Consider the following 15,925-nt stretch of genomic DNA (forward strand, 5'->3'; position numbering starts at 1 on the left):
CACATTCTCAGGGTTTGGGATATTCAGTCCGTTTTGCACGGTGAGGGCAGGGAGGGCAGGGAGGGCGGTGAGCGCGGTGAGGGCAGGGAGCGGCCGAACTCCGCCGCTCAGTCGCGGACGACCCGGGTGCGCGCCGCCCGGTCGTGCCAGCCGCGCCGGGCCGAGCGGTCGAGCAGCGGCCAGAGCAGGGCGACGGGGACGAAGAGGGAGAGCTGTCTGACGGCCCACCGCAGCAGTGACCGGCCGAGGCTCAGCCGGGTGCGGACGGCGGCGCTCGGGGAGGCGGCCGCGTCGGCCACCCGGATCCCGGTGAGCCGCTTGCCGAAGGTCTGGCCGGTGCGGGCGGTCGGCAGCACCTCGTAGAGCAGGCTGACGAAGAGCAGGATGCCGAGCAGGACGGCGATCTTGCCGACCACGACGTCGTCCACCAGCCACACCTGGACCTCGTGGCGGCTGAGGGCGCTGGCCATCCGGGCCTGGTCGAGCTTCTGCTGGATGTGGTCGGACACGGAGTTGCCGAGCGGGATCCCGGCCGCGGTGGCGACGACCGCGAGGACGGCGGTGTCGACGGCGCGCGCGGCGAGACGCCGTCCGAGTCCGGCGGGCGGGGCGGGGGCGGGGCGGCGGCGCTTGGCGGCCTGCCGCTGCGGATGGGCGGCGGGGGTCGGCGCCGGGGCCGGGGCCTGGGCCGCCCCCGCTTCCGCAGCCTTGCCGGGCTCTTCCGAAGCGGGGGCGGATACGGCGAGAACCGGCTCTGCCACCGTCGCCCGCTCCGGCGCCCGCACCGCCACCGAAGAAACCGGAGAAGCCGAAGAAGCCGAAGAAGCCAGAGAATCCGAAGAAGCCGAGGACCCCGGAAAGGCCGGAGAAGCCGGAGCAGTCGTGGAAGTCGTGGCAGCCGGCGCAGCCGGAACGCCCGCGACGAGCACCGCCGCAGGGCCGCCGGCCGCGCCGACCGCCACCGGATCGGCGTCGACCGCCGCCGCCTCATCAACCGGAGTGCGCCCCTCGCCCGCGCGCCCCTCTTCTTCCCCGGGCGCCTCCGGAAGCACCCCCCACGAGACCCAGCGCGGCGCCCCGCCCGTCTCCATCAGCCCCCGCTGCGCCCGAGGATCGACCTGCCACCCGGACGCGTCCACCGCCATCGACGGCTCACCGGAGACACCGGAAGCACCAGGGCCACCGGCCTCCTCCCCGCCCGTCCGGAACACCGGCCCGCCGACCGGTTGCACAACCGGCTCCACTGCCGGCTCCACGACCGGTTCCATCCGCGGCCCCACGACGAACGACGCCCCGCCCTCCGTCTGGTCCAGGTACACCGGCCCGGTGTCCCCGGAGGCGCGCTCCCCGGCGCCGCCCCCGCCGTCCGACGCGGCGGGCTCCGGTTCCCGGGCGGGCGCGGGCGGCGGCACCGGCCGCACCCCTGCCAGGGCACCGGCCCCCGCCCCCGGCCGCCGGGCCGCGAAACGCGGCGGCTCCAGCACCTCGCCCTCCGCCGGGGCGGGCCGGCTGGTGCCCGGCACCCAGGCGGAGCCGCCCCAGTACCGGACGAAGCCCGGGATCGAGGGGTCGGGGTAGTAGCCCGGCTCGGGCCCGACCGCCGTGTCCGCGCCGCCGGCGAAGGACTGGTCCGTCATGCAGGGTCTTCTTTCCTGGCAGGTCCCGGCGGCGCCACCGCGGCACGCCCGCCCGGCGGGCCCGCGGGCGGCCCGGGGCGCGGCGGGCGGCTACGCGGTCGGTGCGTGCGGGGGCATCACCGGAAGGGCGGACAGTCGCCGGGCAGTCACAAAGGGTAGTACCTCGGCGGACCGGTGACGGGAAGTTGGCGAATCACCGGACACCGGGAGCCCGCCCGGGGTATGGGATCCGGCCGCGCCGCCCCCTGGCGCGCGAATGCCGTCGCGCGCCCTCGCCCCATCCGTTCACAACCCCGGGCCGAACTTCCCGAAGAAATTCCGGAAACACGAGTAAGAGCCGGTGCGGACCGCTCTCTCAAAGGTCACAGGGCCCGAAACCGGGCACGAACCGAAGGCAGAGAGGAAGACGATCATGGATCGCCCCGTCAGCGTGGTCGAGCACGAGCTGGAGCTCAACCTGGTGCTCTCCCCCGAACACAGCGTCCCCGTCCAGGCCCGCCTGTCGTACGGCAGCCACGACCCGTACGCGGTCTACATCACCTTCCACCTGGACTCCGGCTCCCCGGTGACCTGGGTGTTCGCCCGCGAGCTGCTGGTCGAGGGCACGTTCCGCCCGTGCGGCCAGGGCGACGTGCGAATCTGGCCGACCCGCTCGGGCCGGCGCAGCGTGCTGTGCCTGGCGCTGAGCTCCCCCGCCGGGGACGCGCTGCTGGAGGCGCCGCTGCCGGTCGTCGCGGCCTGGCTGGAGCGGGCGCACCGGCTCGTCCCCCCGGGCAGCGAGCTGGCCGCGCTGGACATGGACGGCTCGCTCGCCGAGCTGCTCGCGTGAGGATCCGCCCCGGCGGGGGCACCCGGCCGGACGGGGACCGGCCGCAGCGGCACCCGGCCCACCACCGGCCCGCACCCGACCCGACGCCGGGCCGGGCCCGGCGCGGCTCAGCGGGCCGCGGGGGCCTGCTGACGCTCGCGCGCGGCGCCGGGTCCGCCGTCGCGCTGCCCGGGCAGCCGGACGACCGGTGCGCCGCCGGCCCGCCGCCGGGCCCTTATCCGGATGGCGGCGGCGAGCAGGAAGCAGAGCCCGACCCACGGGTAGACGGAGGTGGGCAGCTGGCGCAGCGGCCCCATGTGCAGGACGGCCGGCCCCTGCGGCTTGGCGGCCCACATCGCGAAGGAGAAGAACGCGAGGAGCGTGGCCCAGAACGCGGCCCGCCAGCGGACCCTGCGGACGGCCGCCGGGCGGGCGTGCTCGACGGAGGCCTCGGCGGCGAGCAGGACGAGCACCGGCACGCACCACACCCAGTGGTGGGTCCAGCTGATCGGGGAGATCAGCACGGCGGTGACGGCGGCGCAGCACACGCCCCAGGCCTCGGCGCGCGGCAGCCAGCGGGAGCTGCGGGCGGCCCAGGCCGCGACGAAGAGCCCGGCGACGGCGGCCGCGCCGGCCCCGAGGGTGGCGAGCGTGCCGGGGTCGGCGGCGTGCAGGAGGCGGGCGAAGGCGCCGCGCAGCGACTGGTTGTCGACGATCTCGGTCTTGCCGACCCGGGACGAGTCGTAGAGGTACTTGGTCCAGAAGCCCCAGGTGGCGTCGGGCAGGGCGACCGCGCCGATCAGGAAGGTGCCGAGGAAGGTGAGGCCGGCCACGAAGGCGGCCCGGATCCGGCCGGTGAGCAGCAGGTAGACGGCGAACAGGCCGGGGGTGAGCTTGAGGCCGGCCGCGATGCCGATCGCCACGCCCTTGCTGCGCCGGGCGTCCGGGCGGGTGAGGTCCCAGAGGATCAGGCAGGCGAGCGCGAGGTTGATCTGGCCGTAGCGGAGCGTGGTGAACACCGGTTCGAGCCAGACGCCGCAGCCGGTCACCAGGATCACGCCGAGCGGCCGCAGTTCCCTGCGCGGCCAGCCGACCAGCTTGAACGACAGGTGGGTGAGCAGCGCCAGCAGCCCGAGGTTGCCGAGAGTGATCGCCACCCGCAGGAACGGCACCGGGAACCAGGTCGTGGGGACGAACAGCATGGCCGCGAACGGGGGGTAGGTCGCGGGGAGGTTCCACTCGGTGACGCGCAGTGCGTACAGGTCGGTGCCGTTGGCGACGGCGGCGCCCTCGGCCCGGTAGACGATCATGTCGACCATCGAGGTGTGCACGAAGTGGCGGACCACGGCGTACACGACCAGGGAGAGCAACGCCACGGCCGAGACGGCCAGCAGCGGCCGGCGGGGGGCCTCGCGCAGGGAGCGGACGGGTGCGCCGAACGCGTGCTTCAGCCGTTCCGACAGGGGGCCGGGCGAGGGGTCGGGTGCGGTCCGCACCGGGCTGCGCTCGTCTTGCACCGCTGTCACTGTCCACTCCGTCCACCGCTCGGCCAACCAGCGACGATACCGGATGGCCGCCGGGCGGGCCCGGCCACGAACGGTCACGCAGGGTGACGAAAGGCCCGGGCCGGGTGTGCTCCGTCGCGGATCGGAGCACGCCCGGCCCGGGCGCGGGGAGGGGAAGCGGGTCCGGCCCGAGGTCAGCCGGTGTAGGCGCCGAAGGCCCGGGTGAAGTCCAGCGGCTGCTGGACGATGCTGCTGCAGCTCGCGTCGGCGTAGGCCTTCGCACCGCCGTCGCAGGCCTTGTCCCGGGTGCCGGACCACATCGCCAGCCAGGCCAGGTGCTTGCCGGCGGCGAAGTCGGCGAGCTGCTTGGCGTCGGCGACGGTGAACACCTCGCTGGCGACGTCGTTGACGCCGATCATCGGGGTGACGGCGACCTTGCGCCAGGCGGCCGCGTCGTCCAGCCCGAGCACGCTCTTCACCTGGGCCTGGGTCGCGGTGGCCGCGGCGATCGCGTACGTGCCCATCCGGCCCTGCGGGTTCGGGGCGACGCCGTCGCCGAAGTCCATCGCCATGATGTTGACGGCACCGATCGCGACGCCGGCGGCCTTGGCGCCGGCGACCAGGTCGACGCCGTCCTGGGTCAGGCCGGAGGGCAGCGCGGGCAGGGTGAAGGAGACGTCCAGGGGCCGGCCCTTGGCGGCGGCGGTCCGCTGGAGCTGGGCGATGGCCTGGGCGCGCCGGCCGTTGGCGGCGGCGTCGGCGATCGCGCCGCCCTCGACGTCGAAGTCGAGCCGGGTGAGGCCGTACGCGTCGACGACCTTCTGGTAGGCGGCGGCCAGGTCGGCGACGGAGGAGCACGCGGCGGCGAGCTCGGTGCCGTTGGCGCCGCCGAAGGACGCCCGGACGTCACCGCCGGCCGCCCGCAGCGCGCCGATCTGGGCGGCCACGGCGTCGGTGGAGAGGTCGCTCACGCCGCCCCACTTGGGGGTGCAGCCGCCGCCGGACACGACGAACGCGAGGTTGACGTTCTTCACGCCGGTGGCCTTGGCGGTGGCGACCAGGTCGTACGGCGGGTAGAGCGAGGTGTCGACGTACGGGGCGAAGCCGGCCCCGGCGGCGGGCGGGGGCACGGGCACACCGGTCGCCGTGGGGGTGGGGGCCGGGGTGGTCGGCTTCGTGGTCGCCGTCGCGGTCGGGCTGGGCTTGGCGGTCGCGGTCGCGGTCGCGGTGGCGGTGGGGGTCGCCGTCGCCGTGGGGGTGGCCGTCGCGGTCGGACGGCCCGAGGGGGTCGGCACGCTGCCGTCGCCGCCCTTGCAGGACGTGTGGTTGATCAGACAGTTGGCCGGCTCGCCCTGCGCCGCGCCGGCGCCCTGGGCGACGAAGCCGACCACGACGCTCTTGCCGGGCTCCAGCCGCTTGTCCCACGACTCCGGCCGGACGGTGACATGCTGCCCGTCGGCGGTGAAGGTCGCGTTCCAGAGCGAGTCGATCCTCGCCCCGGCCGGGAGGTCGAAGGTGAGCGTCCAGTCGTCGATCGCCGCGGCGTCCGGGTTGGTCACCAGGTACTGGCCGGTGTAGCCGGAGTCCCAGGTGCTGGTCCGGCTGTAGACCGCGCCGAGCGAGGCGGCGCTCGCCGAGGTGGCGAGGACGACGGCACCGCCCGCGACCAGTGCGGCGGCCACCGCCGAGGCCCCGATGACGGCGCCCCTGCGGCTGCGCCTGCGGTGGCCGGAACGGCGGTCGGGCTGGATCGTCATGGGCGCGCTACCTCCGCGGGTGCCTACGGGAGACCGCCGGCCGGACGCGGGTGCGTGGATGTGTCCGGACGGCCGTCCCGGCTCGGTCGGGTGACCGGCGGGACCGACGCTAGCGGCGCCGGAGGGCCCGAACGGGCCTGCTGAGCGAGGGGTAGAACTCCCTTAGGGGGCCGTTAAGGAAGACGTCCGGAGCGTCAGTTGGCGAACACGCTCAGGAAGTAGGCGGCGGCCTCGGGATCCGGCGCGGCGCCGATCCGGCCGGCCGGCGCGGCGAGCTGCCCGGCGTCCAGCGGGAAGCACGCCGTCATGTCCGGGTGGTCGCCCACCACCCGGACGGCGTCCGCCTCGGTGAATCCGGGCAGCGGGTACTCGGCGAGCAGCGCGTCGCCGTCCCGTTCGAACGCCTCGACGTACCAGCCCATCCCGTGAACTCCCTTGCACGAACGACTACTTCTGGAACAGCGCGGCACGGCTGCGGCGCCGCCCGGTGCGCGGGGAGGCGACCTCCGGGCGGGTCCGCAGGCGCAGGCGGAGCTCGGCGCCGCCGAGCACGGCGGAGCGGCCGAGGGCGAGGTCGCCGCCGGTGGACTCGGCGAGCTTGCGGACGATGTCCAGCCCGAGGCCGGTCGAGCCCTCGCCGCCGTGGCCCTCGCCGCGCTTGAGGGCGGCGGCCGGGTCGCTGAAGCCCGGGCCCGCGTCGCCGACCAGCACGATGACCGAGCCGTCCGTCGCGAGGACGTCCACCGAGAACGCGGTGCCGACCGCCGTGTGGCGGAACACGTTGCCGAGCAGCGCGTCCACCACCGCGGCCAGGTCGCCGCGCTGCACCGGCACCGGCAGGGCCCGGTCGGCCCCGGCGAGCTGCCAGCGGCGGCCCTCGTCCTCGGCGAGCGCGGACCAGAAGCCGACCCGCTCGCGGAGCACCTCGGTGACGTCGCAGCCGACGGCGACGACGGGCGCGTCCCCGGGCGAGCGGCGGGCCGAGCGGATGATCTGGTCGACCTCGCGCTCCAGCTGGGCGACGGCGTGCCGGGTGGCGTCGGCGGCGTCGCCCTCGCCGAGGGAGGCGGCGTTGAGCCGCAGGACGGTGAGCGGGGTGCGCAGCCGGTGCGACAGGTCGGCGGCCAGTTCCCGTTCGGCGGCGAGGAGTTGGACCACCCGGTCGGCCATCGTGTTGAACGCGTGGCCGGCCTCCCGCAGTTCTTCGGGACTGCCGGCCGCCACCCGGCCGTCGACCGGCACCCGGACGGCGAGGTCGCCCGCGCCCAGCGAGCGGGCGGCGGAGGCGAGCCGACGGGCCGAGGCGACGATCCGGGTGCCCATCCGGTCGGCGACCAGCACCGAGATGGCGACCAGGCCAAGCGCGACTGCGGAGAGGACCAGCCAGGCGGTGGCGACGCCGCGGGTGAGGTCGCCGTCGGCGACGAACACCTCGACGACGGCCGTCCGGCCGGTGTCGACCGCGACCGGCTGGAGGAGCGCGTAGCCGCCGGGCACCCCGACCGTGAAGGAGCGGCCCTGTCCGCTCGCGGTGGAGACGTCGGCCGCGGCGGCCCGGGCCTGACCGATGGTCGGTCCGCCGGGGCCGCCGTCGCCGGGCGCGACGGCGGGCGGCACCCTGGCGGGCAGGTGGACGGCCATCCGGTTCTGGGCGCCGGCGTCGGTGCTGGCCAGGGCGCGGTCGATGGCGTCCTGGTCGGTGGTGATGGCGAGGGCCGGGCCGAGCGCCGCGGCCTGCCGCTCGGCCGCGGTGAAGGCGCGGTCCCGGGCGGTCTGCTGGACCATCAGGCCGAGCGGGATGAGGAAGGCCAGCGCGACCATGGTGGTCCCGGCGACGGCCGCCTTGATCAGCGCCCAGCGCAGCGAGAGCCCGAACCGCCCGGTGTCCGGGCGCCTCATGTCCGGTGCTCCCCCTGGTCCCCGGCGGCCTCCAGCCGCACCCCGACGCCGCGGACGGTGTGCAGGTAGCGGGGGCTGGAGGCGGTCTCGCCGAGCTTGCGGCGCAGCCAGGAGAGGTGGACGTCGATGGTCTGGTCGCCGCCGTAGGTCTGCTGCCAGACCTCGGCGAGGATCTCCTTGCGCGGCACCACGACGCCGGGGCGGGCCGCGAGGAAGGCCAGCAGGTCGAACTCGCGGCGGGTCAGGTCGAGCAGCCGCCCGTCCAGGACGGCCTCGCGGCGCTGGAGGTCGATGGCCAGCCCGCCGACCCGCAGCACCTGGGCGACGGGGGCGGCACCGCCGCCGATGCGGCGCAGCACGGCGGCCATCCGGGCGCTCAGGTGCTCTCCGGAGAAAGGTTTCACCAAGTAGTCGTCGGCGCCGTCGTTGAGCAGCCGGACGATCTCGGCTTCGTCGTCCCGGGCGGTGGAGATGATCACCGGCACGTTGGTCAGCCCTCTGATCATCTTGAGCGCCTCGCTGCCGTCCAGGTCGGGCAGCCCCAGGTCGAGGATCACCAGGTCGCAGCCGACCTGGGCGACCTCCCGAAGCGCCTCCAGGGCCGTGCCCACGCTGCGGACGGCGTGACCGGTGTCGGTCAGGTGCCGGATGAGCGCGGAACGTACGAAGGGGTCGTCCTCGACCACGAGCACTGTTGCCATGGCCCTGCACGGTACGCCATGGGCGGTCACTGGTCTGTACCTCGGGGGTCGGTCGGGGGGCGGCGGGGGCGCGGCCCAGACATTGTGCAACTCCCCTTCCTATTAACGGGGGTGCCGGTCCGCCCGGGCACGGAGTACGGCAGGATGTCCGCACGATGCGGAACGGACTGGTACAACTCGGCGCCTGGGCGGCGGCCACCGGGGCGGCGGTGGCGCTGTCCTGGTTCGGCGTGCACGCCGTGCTGACCGGCGACGCGTTCGAGCAGCCCAAGGCCCTGCCGCTGCCCTCCCCGGCCACCGGCGGCGGCCCGCGCACGCCGACCGCGAGCCCGGGCGAGGAGCGGTCCGCGCCGCAGCCCGACGTGTCCGCCCAGCCCGTCTCCCCGTCCGCCACGGCGTCCCGCGCGCCGGCCTCCACGGCCGCCGCCCCGCCGGCCTCGCGCCGCCCGGTGCCCGCGGCCACCACGGCGACGTCCTCGGTGAAGAGCTACCCGGTGCCCGGCGGCCGGGTCGCCCTGGACATCCGCCCGGACCGGGCCTCGCTCGTCTCGGCCACCCCGGACCCGGGCTGGCAGATGCAGGTGTGGAACGGCGACCAGTGGATGCGGGTGGACTTCACCAAGGACAACCAGGCCAACTCGGTGTTCGTCTACTGGAACGGCCACCCGCCGATCGTCGAGACGGCGGTCCGCTGACGCCCCGCCGGCCGGGCCCCCGGGCTCACCAGCCCCGGAACGGCACGTACCCCGGCAGGTACGGCCCGGCGTAGCGCGAGCGGTCCACCAGCGTGTGCCGGGTCCCGCCGGGCATCCCGATCGCGGCGAGCGCCACCGTGCCGTGCCGGTCCCGCACGACGTACGGCTCGGCGAGCGAGACCGCGCCCCGGTCCACCGCGTAGTCGTACGCGTAGTACACGTCCGGCACGGCCACCGCGAGGTCCAGCACGCCGTCCCCGTGGCGGGCCAGGTGCCGGGCCAGCTCCCGCCCGCGCGGGCCGATCACCTGCACCAGCGAGGTGATCACGAACCGGGTGCCGGGCGCGTCCAGCACGTAGGAGACGGTCTCCGGTTCGCCGGTCTCCGGCCCCGCGTAGGCGGTGCAGCGCAGGCCGAGCGCCTCCGTGTAGCGCCGGGCGGCCCGCTCGGCGTCGCCGACCGCGAAGACCACCGCGTCGGCGCGGCCCATCGGGACGAGGTCGGGCTCCTCGCCCCGGGCCGCGAGCCCGACCGGTCTCCCGGAGGGCCTCGGCCGCCGGAGGGGTCCGGCTGCGGTGTCGGTCATGACGTCCTCCCGGTGGGCGTACGGGACCACGACGGTCCCCCGCCCGCCGGTGTGGGGCCCGGCGGCACGGGTTCGTGGCTGGAGGGTGGCGCCGGGCCGACCTGCGCGCAACTGTTCCGTTTCATCCTGGTCAAGCTGTGCGCCGGGGCGGGAGAATCGGCCGCACCGCTGTACAGAATGCCCACCGGAGGACGGAGCCGCGATGCCCCCCGACCACTCCCCGAGCTCGCCCGGCTCGCCCAACTCCCCCACCCCGCAGGGCCCTTCCGCCACCGCGTCCGCCACCGCCACCGGCCCGGCCGGCGGCACGAACGACGCGATCGACGCGCTGGACGGCCGGCTGATCCGCCTGCTCGCCGAGGAGCCCCGGATCGGCGTGCTGGAGTGCTCGCGCCGCCTCCAGGTGGCCCGCGGCACCGTGCAGGCCCGGCTGGACCGGCTCCAGGCCAAGGGCGTGATCGGCGGCTTCGGCCCCGAGGTGGACCCGGCCGCGCTGGGCTACCCCGTGACGGCCTTCGCGACCCTGGAGATCTCCCAGGGCCAGGGCGCGGACGTCCGGGCCCACCTGGCGAGCGTGCCCGAGGTGCTGGAACTGCACACGATCACCGGGGCCGGGGACATGATGGTGCGGATCGTGGCCCGCTCCAACGCCGACCTCCAGCGGGTGATCGACCGCGTGGTGGGCTTCGACGGGATCGTCCGCTCCTCGACGGCGATCGCCCTGGAGAACCCGGTCCCCTACCGCATCCTGCCGCTGGTGGACCAGGCCGCCGCCGAATAGCCGGAACCCGGTCGGCGCTCAGCAGGACGGAACGCTGCCGCCGCTCTTGAGCGCGTCCAGCGCCGAGACCGCCTCGGCGAGCGTGCCGACCGGCACCAGCCGCAGCTGCGCGGGCTTGTTCACGCCGGCGTCCGTGCACTCGTCCTTGGGCAGCAGGAACACCGTCGCACCGTCCCGCGCGGCCGCCTGCGTCTTCAGCGGCACGCCGCCCACCGCCCCGACGTTGCCCTGGTCGTCGATGGTGCCGGTGCCCGCGATGGTCAGCCCGCCGGTGAGGTCGCCGCCCTTGCCGTCGCCGGCCAGCTTGTCGATGATCCCGAGCGCCAGCATCTGGCCGGCGCTCGGGCCGCCCACGTCGCCGAGGTCGACCTTCACCTTGACCTGGTCCGGCGACAGGTGCAGGTAGGCGAGCGCGGCCGTGGTCGCGCTGTCCTGCGACTCGGTCATCTGCTGCGCCGTCTCCTGCTCGGCCTTGGCCGGGTTGCTCTGCGGGTACACCGACTCGGTCGGGCGCACCGCCTCGTTCGGGTCGACCCAGGCCTCCAGGGAGCGCCAGAGGGTGGTCCGCTCCCCCGGGTTGGTGGCCGAGATGGTGACCATCCGCAGCTCGCCGCCGGTGGTGCGCAGCGGCGCCCCGGTGATGGTGAGCACGGGCTTGTCGTGGTAGCTGCCGAGGGTGTCCGCGGTCACGCCGGGCCAGGTCAGCGTGTACGGCAGCGGGACGAACCCGGCCACCCCGAACAGCGCGGCGACCAGCACCCCGCAGAGCGTGAGCGCACGGGTGCGCGGGGCGGTCAGGGCCTTGGTCAGCTTGGAGTCGGACACAGGAGGAATCCAAACACACCGGACGTCCCGCCCGGGCACTACCGCAGGGCGTCGGCGACCTCGGTGGCGGCCTCGACGACCCGGGGCCCGACCCGCTCGGGCACCAGCCCGTTCAGCATCACCACGCCGACGCTGCCCTCGACGCCGCTCAGCCCGAGCAGCGCGGCGGCGGCGCCGCACGCCCCGGACTGCTCCTCCGCACGGGTGATGACGAAGCCCTGCTCGGGCCGCCGCTGGTGGGGGAAGGTGCGCGCCTCCAGGATCGCCCGGCCCGCGGCGCTCTCGGTGAGCGGATGGCGCAGGCCGGTGCGGTAGGCGACGTGGAAGTCCGTCCAGCTCGGTTCGACGACGGCGACCGCGAGCGCCTCGTTGCCGTCCACCAGGGTGAGGTGGGCGGTGGCGCCGAGGTCCTCGGCCAGGCTGCGCAGGGCCGGCAGGGCGGCCTCGCGCAGCAGCGGGTGCACCCGGTGGGCCAGGCGCAGCACGCCGAGGCCGACCCGGGCCCGGCCGCCGATGTCGCGGCGGACGAGTCCGTGCTGTTCGAGGGTGGCCAGCAGCCGGTAGACGACGGTCCGGTTGACGGCCAGCCGGGCGGCCAGTTCGGTGACGGTGAGGCCGCGCTCGGAGTCGGCGAGGAGCTTGAGCACCCGGACGCCACGGTCCAGGGTCTGGGAGGTCTCGGCTGTCACGACGGGCATTCCTTTCCGCGGCGGCTCACGGACCGGTGGGGGCCGGCCCGGGGCGGGGTTTCGCGCGCAGATGGGGGGGTGGCCGCGCTCGGGTCGCGCAGTGCGAATCGCGGTGCGAATCCATGACGCCCGTGCGAGCCCTGCGGCGCCCGTCTCTCGGGGGTGACCCGGCGGAAGAGCGTGTGGGAAAGGTAGTGAAGGAAATGTCGCGACGGAAGTGGTTGTCCAAAATTCGGTCGTGATCGATTGCGGCACCCGGAACGAATCGGGGCAGAATGCCGCATATCGACCGCCCCACCCGACCGCTAGTTCGAGCACAGTCCGAAGTCCGGACACTCCGGAGTGTCGGGGGCCTCGGGGGGCCGGGCCGCGGGAGCCGTTTCCGCCGCGGGCGCGGGGCCGCTCACCAGAGGTTGCGCAGCACCGTCCAGGCCACCGCGGTGCCGAGCACCGCCGCCGTGCCGCGCCGCCCGAGCGGCGGCCGCCAGCTGCGGCCGGCCAGTCCCTCGCGCAGCCAGGTCACGTACATCAGGGCGACCAGCGGGAGGGAGATCAGCAGCATCGCGTTGTCGTGGAACGCGGCCGCGAGGTCGCCGTGCAGGAGGTCGTAGGTCATCCGGGTGCCGCCGCAGCCGGGGCACTGCAGGCCGGTGATCCGGCGCCAGGGGCAGAACGGCAGCGCCTGCCCGGGCAGGTGGGGGTCGCGCGACCACAGGTAGGCCGAGCCGGCCAGGCCGCCGAGGAGCACGGCCAGCGGCGGGCCCGCGGTGCGCAGGCGCGCGGGCACGGCGAAGCCGCCCCGGCCGGAGCCGGGGCGGCGTGCCGTGCGTGGCGTGCTCAAGGTCAGCCGCGCAGCAGACGGCCCTGGGCGTCCGTGCGGTCGTTGCTGACCAGGAACATGATGCCGTCGATCAGGGCCCAGAAGCCGAAACCACCGCAGGTCAGGAGCTGGGCGATGCCCATGCCGATGTGACCGGTGTAGAAGCGGCCGATGCCGAACCCGCCGAGGAAGAGCTGCAGGATGCCCGCGACGATCTTCGACTTGTCCGAGTACTCCGGCTGGCCCGGGTACGGCTGACCGGGGTACGGCTGGCCCGGGTACGGCTGGCCGGGCTGAGGGGGGTACGACACGTTCGCTGTGCTCCTTGGTCTGACTGGCCCGACCGCGAGATCCGTCGCCTGCCGGGTGGTGAGGTGCCCGCCGTTCCACCGTCGCTGACGGCCGGCCCGGTCGGGTCGGCGCGCAGCACGGACGGGTCCGGTGGCAGCGCGGCACGCGGAACACTATCGGATGATCACACCGATCGCCCCGACAATTCCACCAGCTATACCGGAATGTCATAACGCGTTACCGCGCTCCGGATTCCCCCCTTACCGAACGGGAGGAATCCACTGACGTACCGTTACTTCGCCCATTCCCGGATTCGGGCGATCCGCGCCTTCAGCTGATTCGCCGTCGCCTGGGCGGTCAGCGGGCCGCCGCACTCACGGCGCAGCTCGTTGTGGATCGTGCCGTGCGGCTGGCTGGTGCGGTGGTGCCAGGCCGCCACCAGGGCGTTCAACTCCTTGCGCAGTTCGCGCAGTTCCTGGTGGGTGACGACCGGCCGCTGCTCGGCCGGCAGCTCCAGCAGGTCGGCCTCCTCGGCGGGCTTGGTCTTGCTGCGCTGGATCTGGCGGTGCTGGCGCTTCTGGAGCAGCATCTGCACCTGGTCCGGCTCCAGCAGGCCCGGGATGCCGAGGTAGTCCTCCTCCTCCTCGCTCCCCGGGTGGGCCTGCATGCCGAACTCCATGGCGTTGTACAGCACCCGGTCGAAGACCGCGTCGGAGCCGATCGCCTCGTAGGAGAACTCGTCGCCGCCGGCGCCGTCCGGGCCGTCGTTGGCCCGCTCGGCCTCGGCGAGCAGCCGGTCCTCCTCGTCGAACAGGCCCTCGCCCTCCTTCTTGGGGCGGTCCAGCACGTGGTCCCGCTGGAGCTCCATCTCGTTGGCGAAGCCCAGCAGCATCGGGATGGTCGGCAGGAAGACCGAGGCCGTCTCGCCGCGCTTGCGGGCGCGCACGAAGCGGCCCACGGCCTGGGCGAAGAACAGCGGGGTGGAGATCGAGGTCGCGTACACCCCGACGGCCAGCCGGGGCACGTCGACGCCCTCGGACACCATGCGGACCGCGACCATCCAGCGGGAGGTGCCCGCCGAGAAGTCGGAGATGCGCTTGGACGCCTCGGCCTCGTCCGAGAGCACCAGGGTGACCTTCTCGCCGCTGATCTCGCGCAGGATCTTGGCGTAGGCGCGGGCCACCGTCTGGTCGGTGGCGATGACGAGCCCGCCGGCGTCCGGGATGGCCTTGCGGACCTCGGTCAGCCGCCGGTCGGCGGCCTGGAGGACGGACGGGATCCACTCGCCCTGCGGGGCCAGCGCGGTGCGCCAGGCCTGGGCGATCAGGTCCTTGGTCATCGGCTCGCCGAGCCGGGCCTCCAGCTCGTCGCCGGACTTGGTGCGCCAGCGCATGTTGCCGCTGTAGCTGAGGAAGATCACCGGGCGCACGACGTGGTCGGCGAGCGCGTGCCCGTAACCGTAGGTGTAGTCGGCGACGGACTTGCGGATGCCGTCGCCGCCCGCCTCGTACTGGACGAACGGGATCGGGTTGGTGTCCGAGCGGAACGGCGTACCGGTCAGCGCGAGCCGCCGGGCGGCCGGCTCGAAGGCCTCGAAACAGGCCTCGCCCCAGGACTTCGAGTCACCGGCGTGGTGGATCTCGTCCATGATCACGAGGGTCTTGCGGGCCTCGGTCCGGTTGCGGTGCAGCATCGGGTTCACCCCCACGCCCGCGTAGGTGACCACGATGCCGTGGTAGTCCCGGGAGAGCGGCCCGGACGAGTACGCCGGGTCCAGCCTGATGCCTATGCGCGCGGCGGCCTCGGCCCACTGCTTCTTCAGGTGCTCGGTCGGCGCGACGACGGTCACCTGCTGCACGAGGTGGTTGTGCAGCAGGTACGAGGCGAGGGTGAGCGCGAAGGTGGTCTTCCCCGCGCCCGGGGTGGCGACCGCGAGGAAATCGCGCGGCTGCGTCTCGATGTACTTGTCCAGCGCCCCCTGCTGCCAGGCACGCAGCTTGCCCGCCGTACCCCAGGGGGCACGGCCGGGGAAGGCCGGCGAGAGGTGGTGCGAGGAGGCGGGTGCGGCATGGCCGGCGGCCCGGACGGGAGCGTCCGGCTCCGACACGTCGGAGAAGAGCGGCATCGAGGAGGCGGCGGCGGTACTCACGGGCTCCGAAGGGGATCATCGCAGGTCAGAGGCGGTTTTGCGGCCTCCTCCCGCAGTCGGGCGGCGATCGGACAACCCGCCCAGCCTACCGGCCCCGGCACCGTTCCAGCGCTCCGACCCGGCTCCGCCCGGGAGCCCCGCGGCCGGCGGACGGCCGGAAATCGACGTGACGCAGGTCACATCGAAAAACCCCCTGAACCACGTAAGCGGAAGCCGTCCCCCCGCTCTCACCGGTGTGGGGCCGCCCCACCGAGGCCCCGCCCGACCCCCGAAAGGACCCTGCCGTGCACCACAGCGCCGTCGAAGAGACCGTCCAGGCCCGCCTGCTCCTCACCCTCCACCGCTCGGTCCGCCTGCGGGTCACCCTCGCCTACCGCCCGGAGGACCCGCTCGCCGTCCGGATGGGCTTCCCCGCGGAGTTCTCCCTCGACGAGCCCGCCGACGGCCCCCGCGACGGCGCGGAGGCCGCCGACGACATCGTCTGGGTGTTCGCCCGCCACCTGCTCTCGGCGGGCCTGGAGCTGCCCGCCGGGCTCGGCGACGTCCACGTCCGCCCCGCCGCCGGACGCCGCACCATGGTCGAGCTGCGGGCCCCGGAGGGCACCGCGCTGCTCCGGTTCGACACCGCCGACCTGCGCCGCTTCCTGTGGCGCAGCCGGCTGCTCGTCCCGGAGGGCGAGGAGCACCTGCACCTGGACGCCGACCGCGCACTCGCCGAGCTGCTCGGCTGACCGGCGGACCGGCGTCCGCGAGCGCCCCCGCGCCCGCGGCCGGCGACCGCC

16 protein-coding genes are annotated in these 15,925 nt (G+C 74.7%); 4 read left to right on the plus strand and 12 right to left on the minus strand.

Features of this window, described 5'->3' with window-relative positions; translation table 11 throughout:
- Positions 1-107: 107 nt before the first annotated feature.
- A complete protein-coding gene (locus ACFV4F_RS10585; protein ID WP_380501569.1) occupies positions 108-1,637 on the minus strand; it encodes an RDD family protein in 1,530 nt (509 codons plus the stop codon).
- A gap of 412 nt (positions 1,638-2,049) precedes the next feature.
- Between ACFV4F_RS10585 and ACFV4F_RS10590 the strand changes: the two genes are divergently transcribed.
- The gene (locus ACFV4F_RS10590; protein WP_380435124.1) at positions 2,050-2,466 is read left to right on the plus strand and encodes an SsgA family sporulation/cell division regulator; all 417 of its coding nucleotides are present in this window, start codon (positions 2,050-2,052) and stop codon (positions 2,464-2,466) included.
- Between the two features lie 107 nt (positions 2,467-2,573).
- Here ACFV4F_RS10590 and ACFV4F_RS10595 read toward each other — a convergent pair whose 3' ends face one another.
- The 5 genes from ACFV4F_RS10595 to ACFV4F_RS10615 all read right to left on the minus strand — a co-directional run bounded on the left by ACFV4F_RS10595 (position 2,574) and on the right by ACFV4F_RS10615 (position 8,307).
- A complete protein-coding gene (locus ACFV4F_RS10595) occupies positions 2,574-3,971 on the minus strand; it encodes a glycosyltransferase 87 family protein (RefSeq protein ID WP_380435123.1) in 1,398 nt (465 codons plus the stop codon).
- A gap of 173 nt (positions 3,972-4,144) precedes the next feature.
- Positions 4,145-5,707 (minus strand): cellulose binding domain-containing protein, encoded by a 1,563-nt coding sequence (locus ACFV4F_RS10600; RefSeq protein WP_380501571.1) that lies wholly within the window; start codon positions 5,705-5,707, stop codon positions 4,145-4,147.
- A 194-nt stretch (positions 5,708-5,901) separates the two neighbouring features.
- The gene (locus ACFV4F_RS10605; protein WP_380501573.1) at positions 5,902-6,129 is read right to left on the minus strand and encodes a hypothetical protein; all 228 of its coding nucleotides are present in this window, start codon (positions 6,127-6,129) and stop codon (positions 5,902-5,904) included.
- 25 nt (positions 6,130-6,154) lie between these two features.
- Positions 6,155-7,570 (minus strand): sensor histidine kinase, encoded by a 1,416-nt coding sequence (locus ACFV4F_RS10610; protein WP_380501614.1) that lies wholly within the window; start codon positions 7,568-7,570, stop codon positions 6,155-6,157.
- 32 nt (positions 7,571-7,602) lie between these two features.
- The gene (locus tag ACFV4F_RS10615; protein ID WP_380435120.1) at positions 7,603-8,307 is read right to left on the minus strand and encodes a response regulator transcription factor; all 705 of its coding nucleotides are present in this window, start codon (positions 8,305-8,307) and stop codon (positions 7,603-7,605) included.
- A gap of 155 nt (positions 8,308-8,462) precedes the next feature.
- On the opposite strand from ACFV4F_RS10615, the gene ACFV4F_RS10620 reads away from it, so the two are divergent.
- A complete protein-coding gene (locus tag ACFV4F_RS10620) occupies positions 8,463-9,002 on the plus strand; it encodes a hypothetical protein (RefSeq protein ID WP_380501575.1) in 540 nt (179 codons plus the stop codon).
- 25 nt (positions 9,003-9,027) lie between these two features.
- Here the strand turns inward: ACFV4F_RS10620 and ACFV4F_RS10625 are convergent, their stop codons facing one another.
- Positions 9,028-9,588: a VOC family protein gene (locus ACFV4F_RS10625; protein ID WP_380435118.1), complete on the minus strand. Its 561-nt coding sequence runs from the start codon at positions 9,586-9,588 to the stop codon at positions 9,028-9,030.
- A 202-nt stretch (positions 9,589-9,790) separates the two neighbouring features.
- Here ACFV4F_RS10625 and ACFV4F_RS10630 point away from each other — a divergent pair, with 202 nt between their 5' ends.
- Positions 9,791-10,369 carry an Lrp/AsnC family transcriptional regulator gene (locus ACFV4F_RS10630; protein WP_380435117.1) on the plus strand — a complete coding sequence of 193 codons (579 nt, stop codon included), beginning with the start codon at positions 9,791-9,793 and terminating at the stop codon, positions 10,367-10,369.
- Positions 10,370-10,387: 18 nt separating this feature from the next.
- Here the strand turns inward: ACFV4F_RS10630 and ACFV4F_RS10635 are convergent, their stop codons facing one another.
- The 5 genes from ACFV4F_RS10635 to ACFV4F_RS10655 all read right to left on the minus strand — a co-directional run bounded on the left by ACFV4F_RS10635 (position 10,388) and on the right by ACFV4F_RS10655 (position 15,119).
- Entirely contained in the window at positions 10,388-11,194 is an 807-nt protein-coding gene (locus tag ACFV4F_RS10635) for a S16 family serine protease (RefSeq protein WP_380435116.1), read from the minus strand.
- A gap of 38 nt (positions 11,195-11,232) precedes the next feature.
- Entirely contained in the window at positions 11,233-11,883 is a 651-nt protein-coding gene (locus ACFV4F_RS10640) for a helix-turn-helix domain-containing protein (protein WP_359960406.1), read from the minus strand.
- Positions 11,884-12,286: 403 nt separating this feature from the next.
- Positions 12,287-12,724, minus strand: coding sequence for a DUF2752 domain-containing protein (locus tag ACFV4F_RS10645; RefSeq protein ID WP_380435115.1), 438 nt, complete (start codon positions 12,722-12,724; stop codon positions 12,287-12,289).
- Between the two features lie 2 nt (positions 12,725-12,726).
- The gene (locus ACFV4F_RS10650; protein ID WP_380435114.1) at positions 12,727-13,014 is read right to left on the minus strand and encodes a TM2 domain-containing protein; all 288 of its coding nucleotides are present in this window, start codon (positions 13,012-13,014) and stop codon (positions 12,727-12,729) included.
- Positions 13,015-13,286: 272 nt separating this feature from the next.
- The gene (locus tag ACFV4F_RS10655) at positions 13,287-15,119 is read right to left on the minus strand and encodes a DEAD/DEAH box helicase (protein ID WP_380491456.1); all 1,833 of its coding nucleotides are present in this window, start codon (positions 15,117-15,119) and stop codon (positions 13,287-13,289) included.
- Positions 15,120-15,427: 308 nt separating this feature from the next.
- Here ACFV4F_RS10655 and ACFV4F_RS10660 point away from each other — a divergent pair, with 308 nt between their 5' ends.
- Positions 15,428-15,874 carry an SsgA family sporulation/cell division regulator gene (locus ACFV4F_RS10660; protein ID WP_380435113.1) on the plus strand — a complete coding sequence of 149 codons (447 nt, stop codon included), beginning with the start codon at positions 15,428-15,430 and terminating at the stop codon, positions 15,872-15,874.
- The last annotated feature ends 51 nt before the right edge of the window (positions 15,875-15,925 follow it).

The sequence above is a fragment of the Kitasatospora sp. NPDC059722 genome, assembly GCF_042733235.1.
Classification (GTDB): Bacteria; Actinomycetota; Actinomycetes; order Streptomycetales; family Streptomycetaceae; genus Kitasatospora.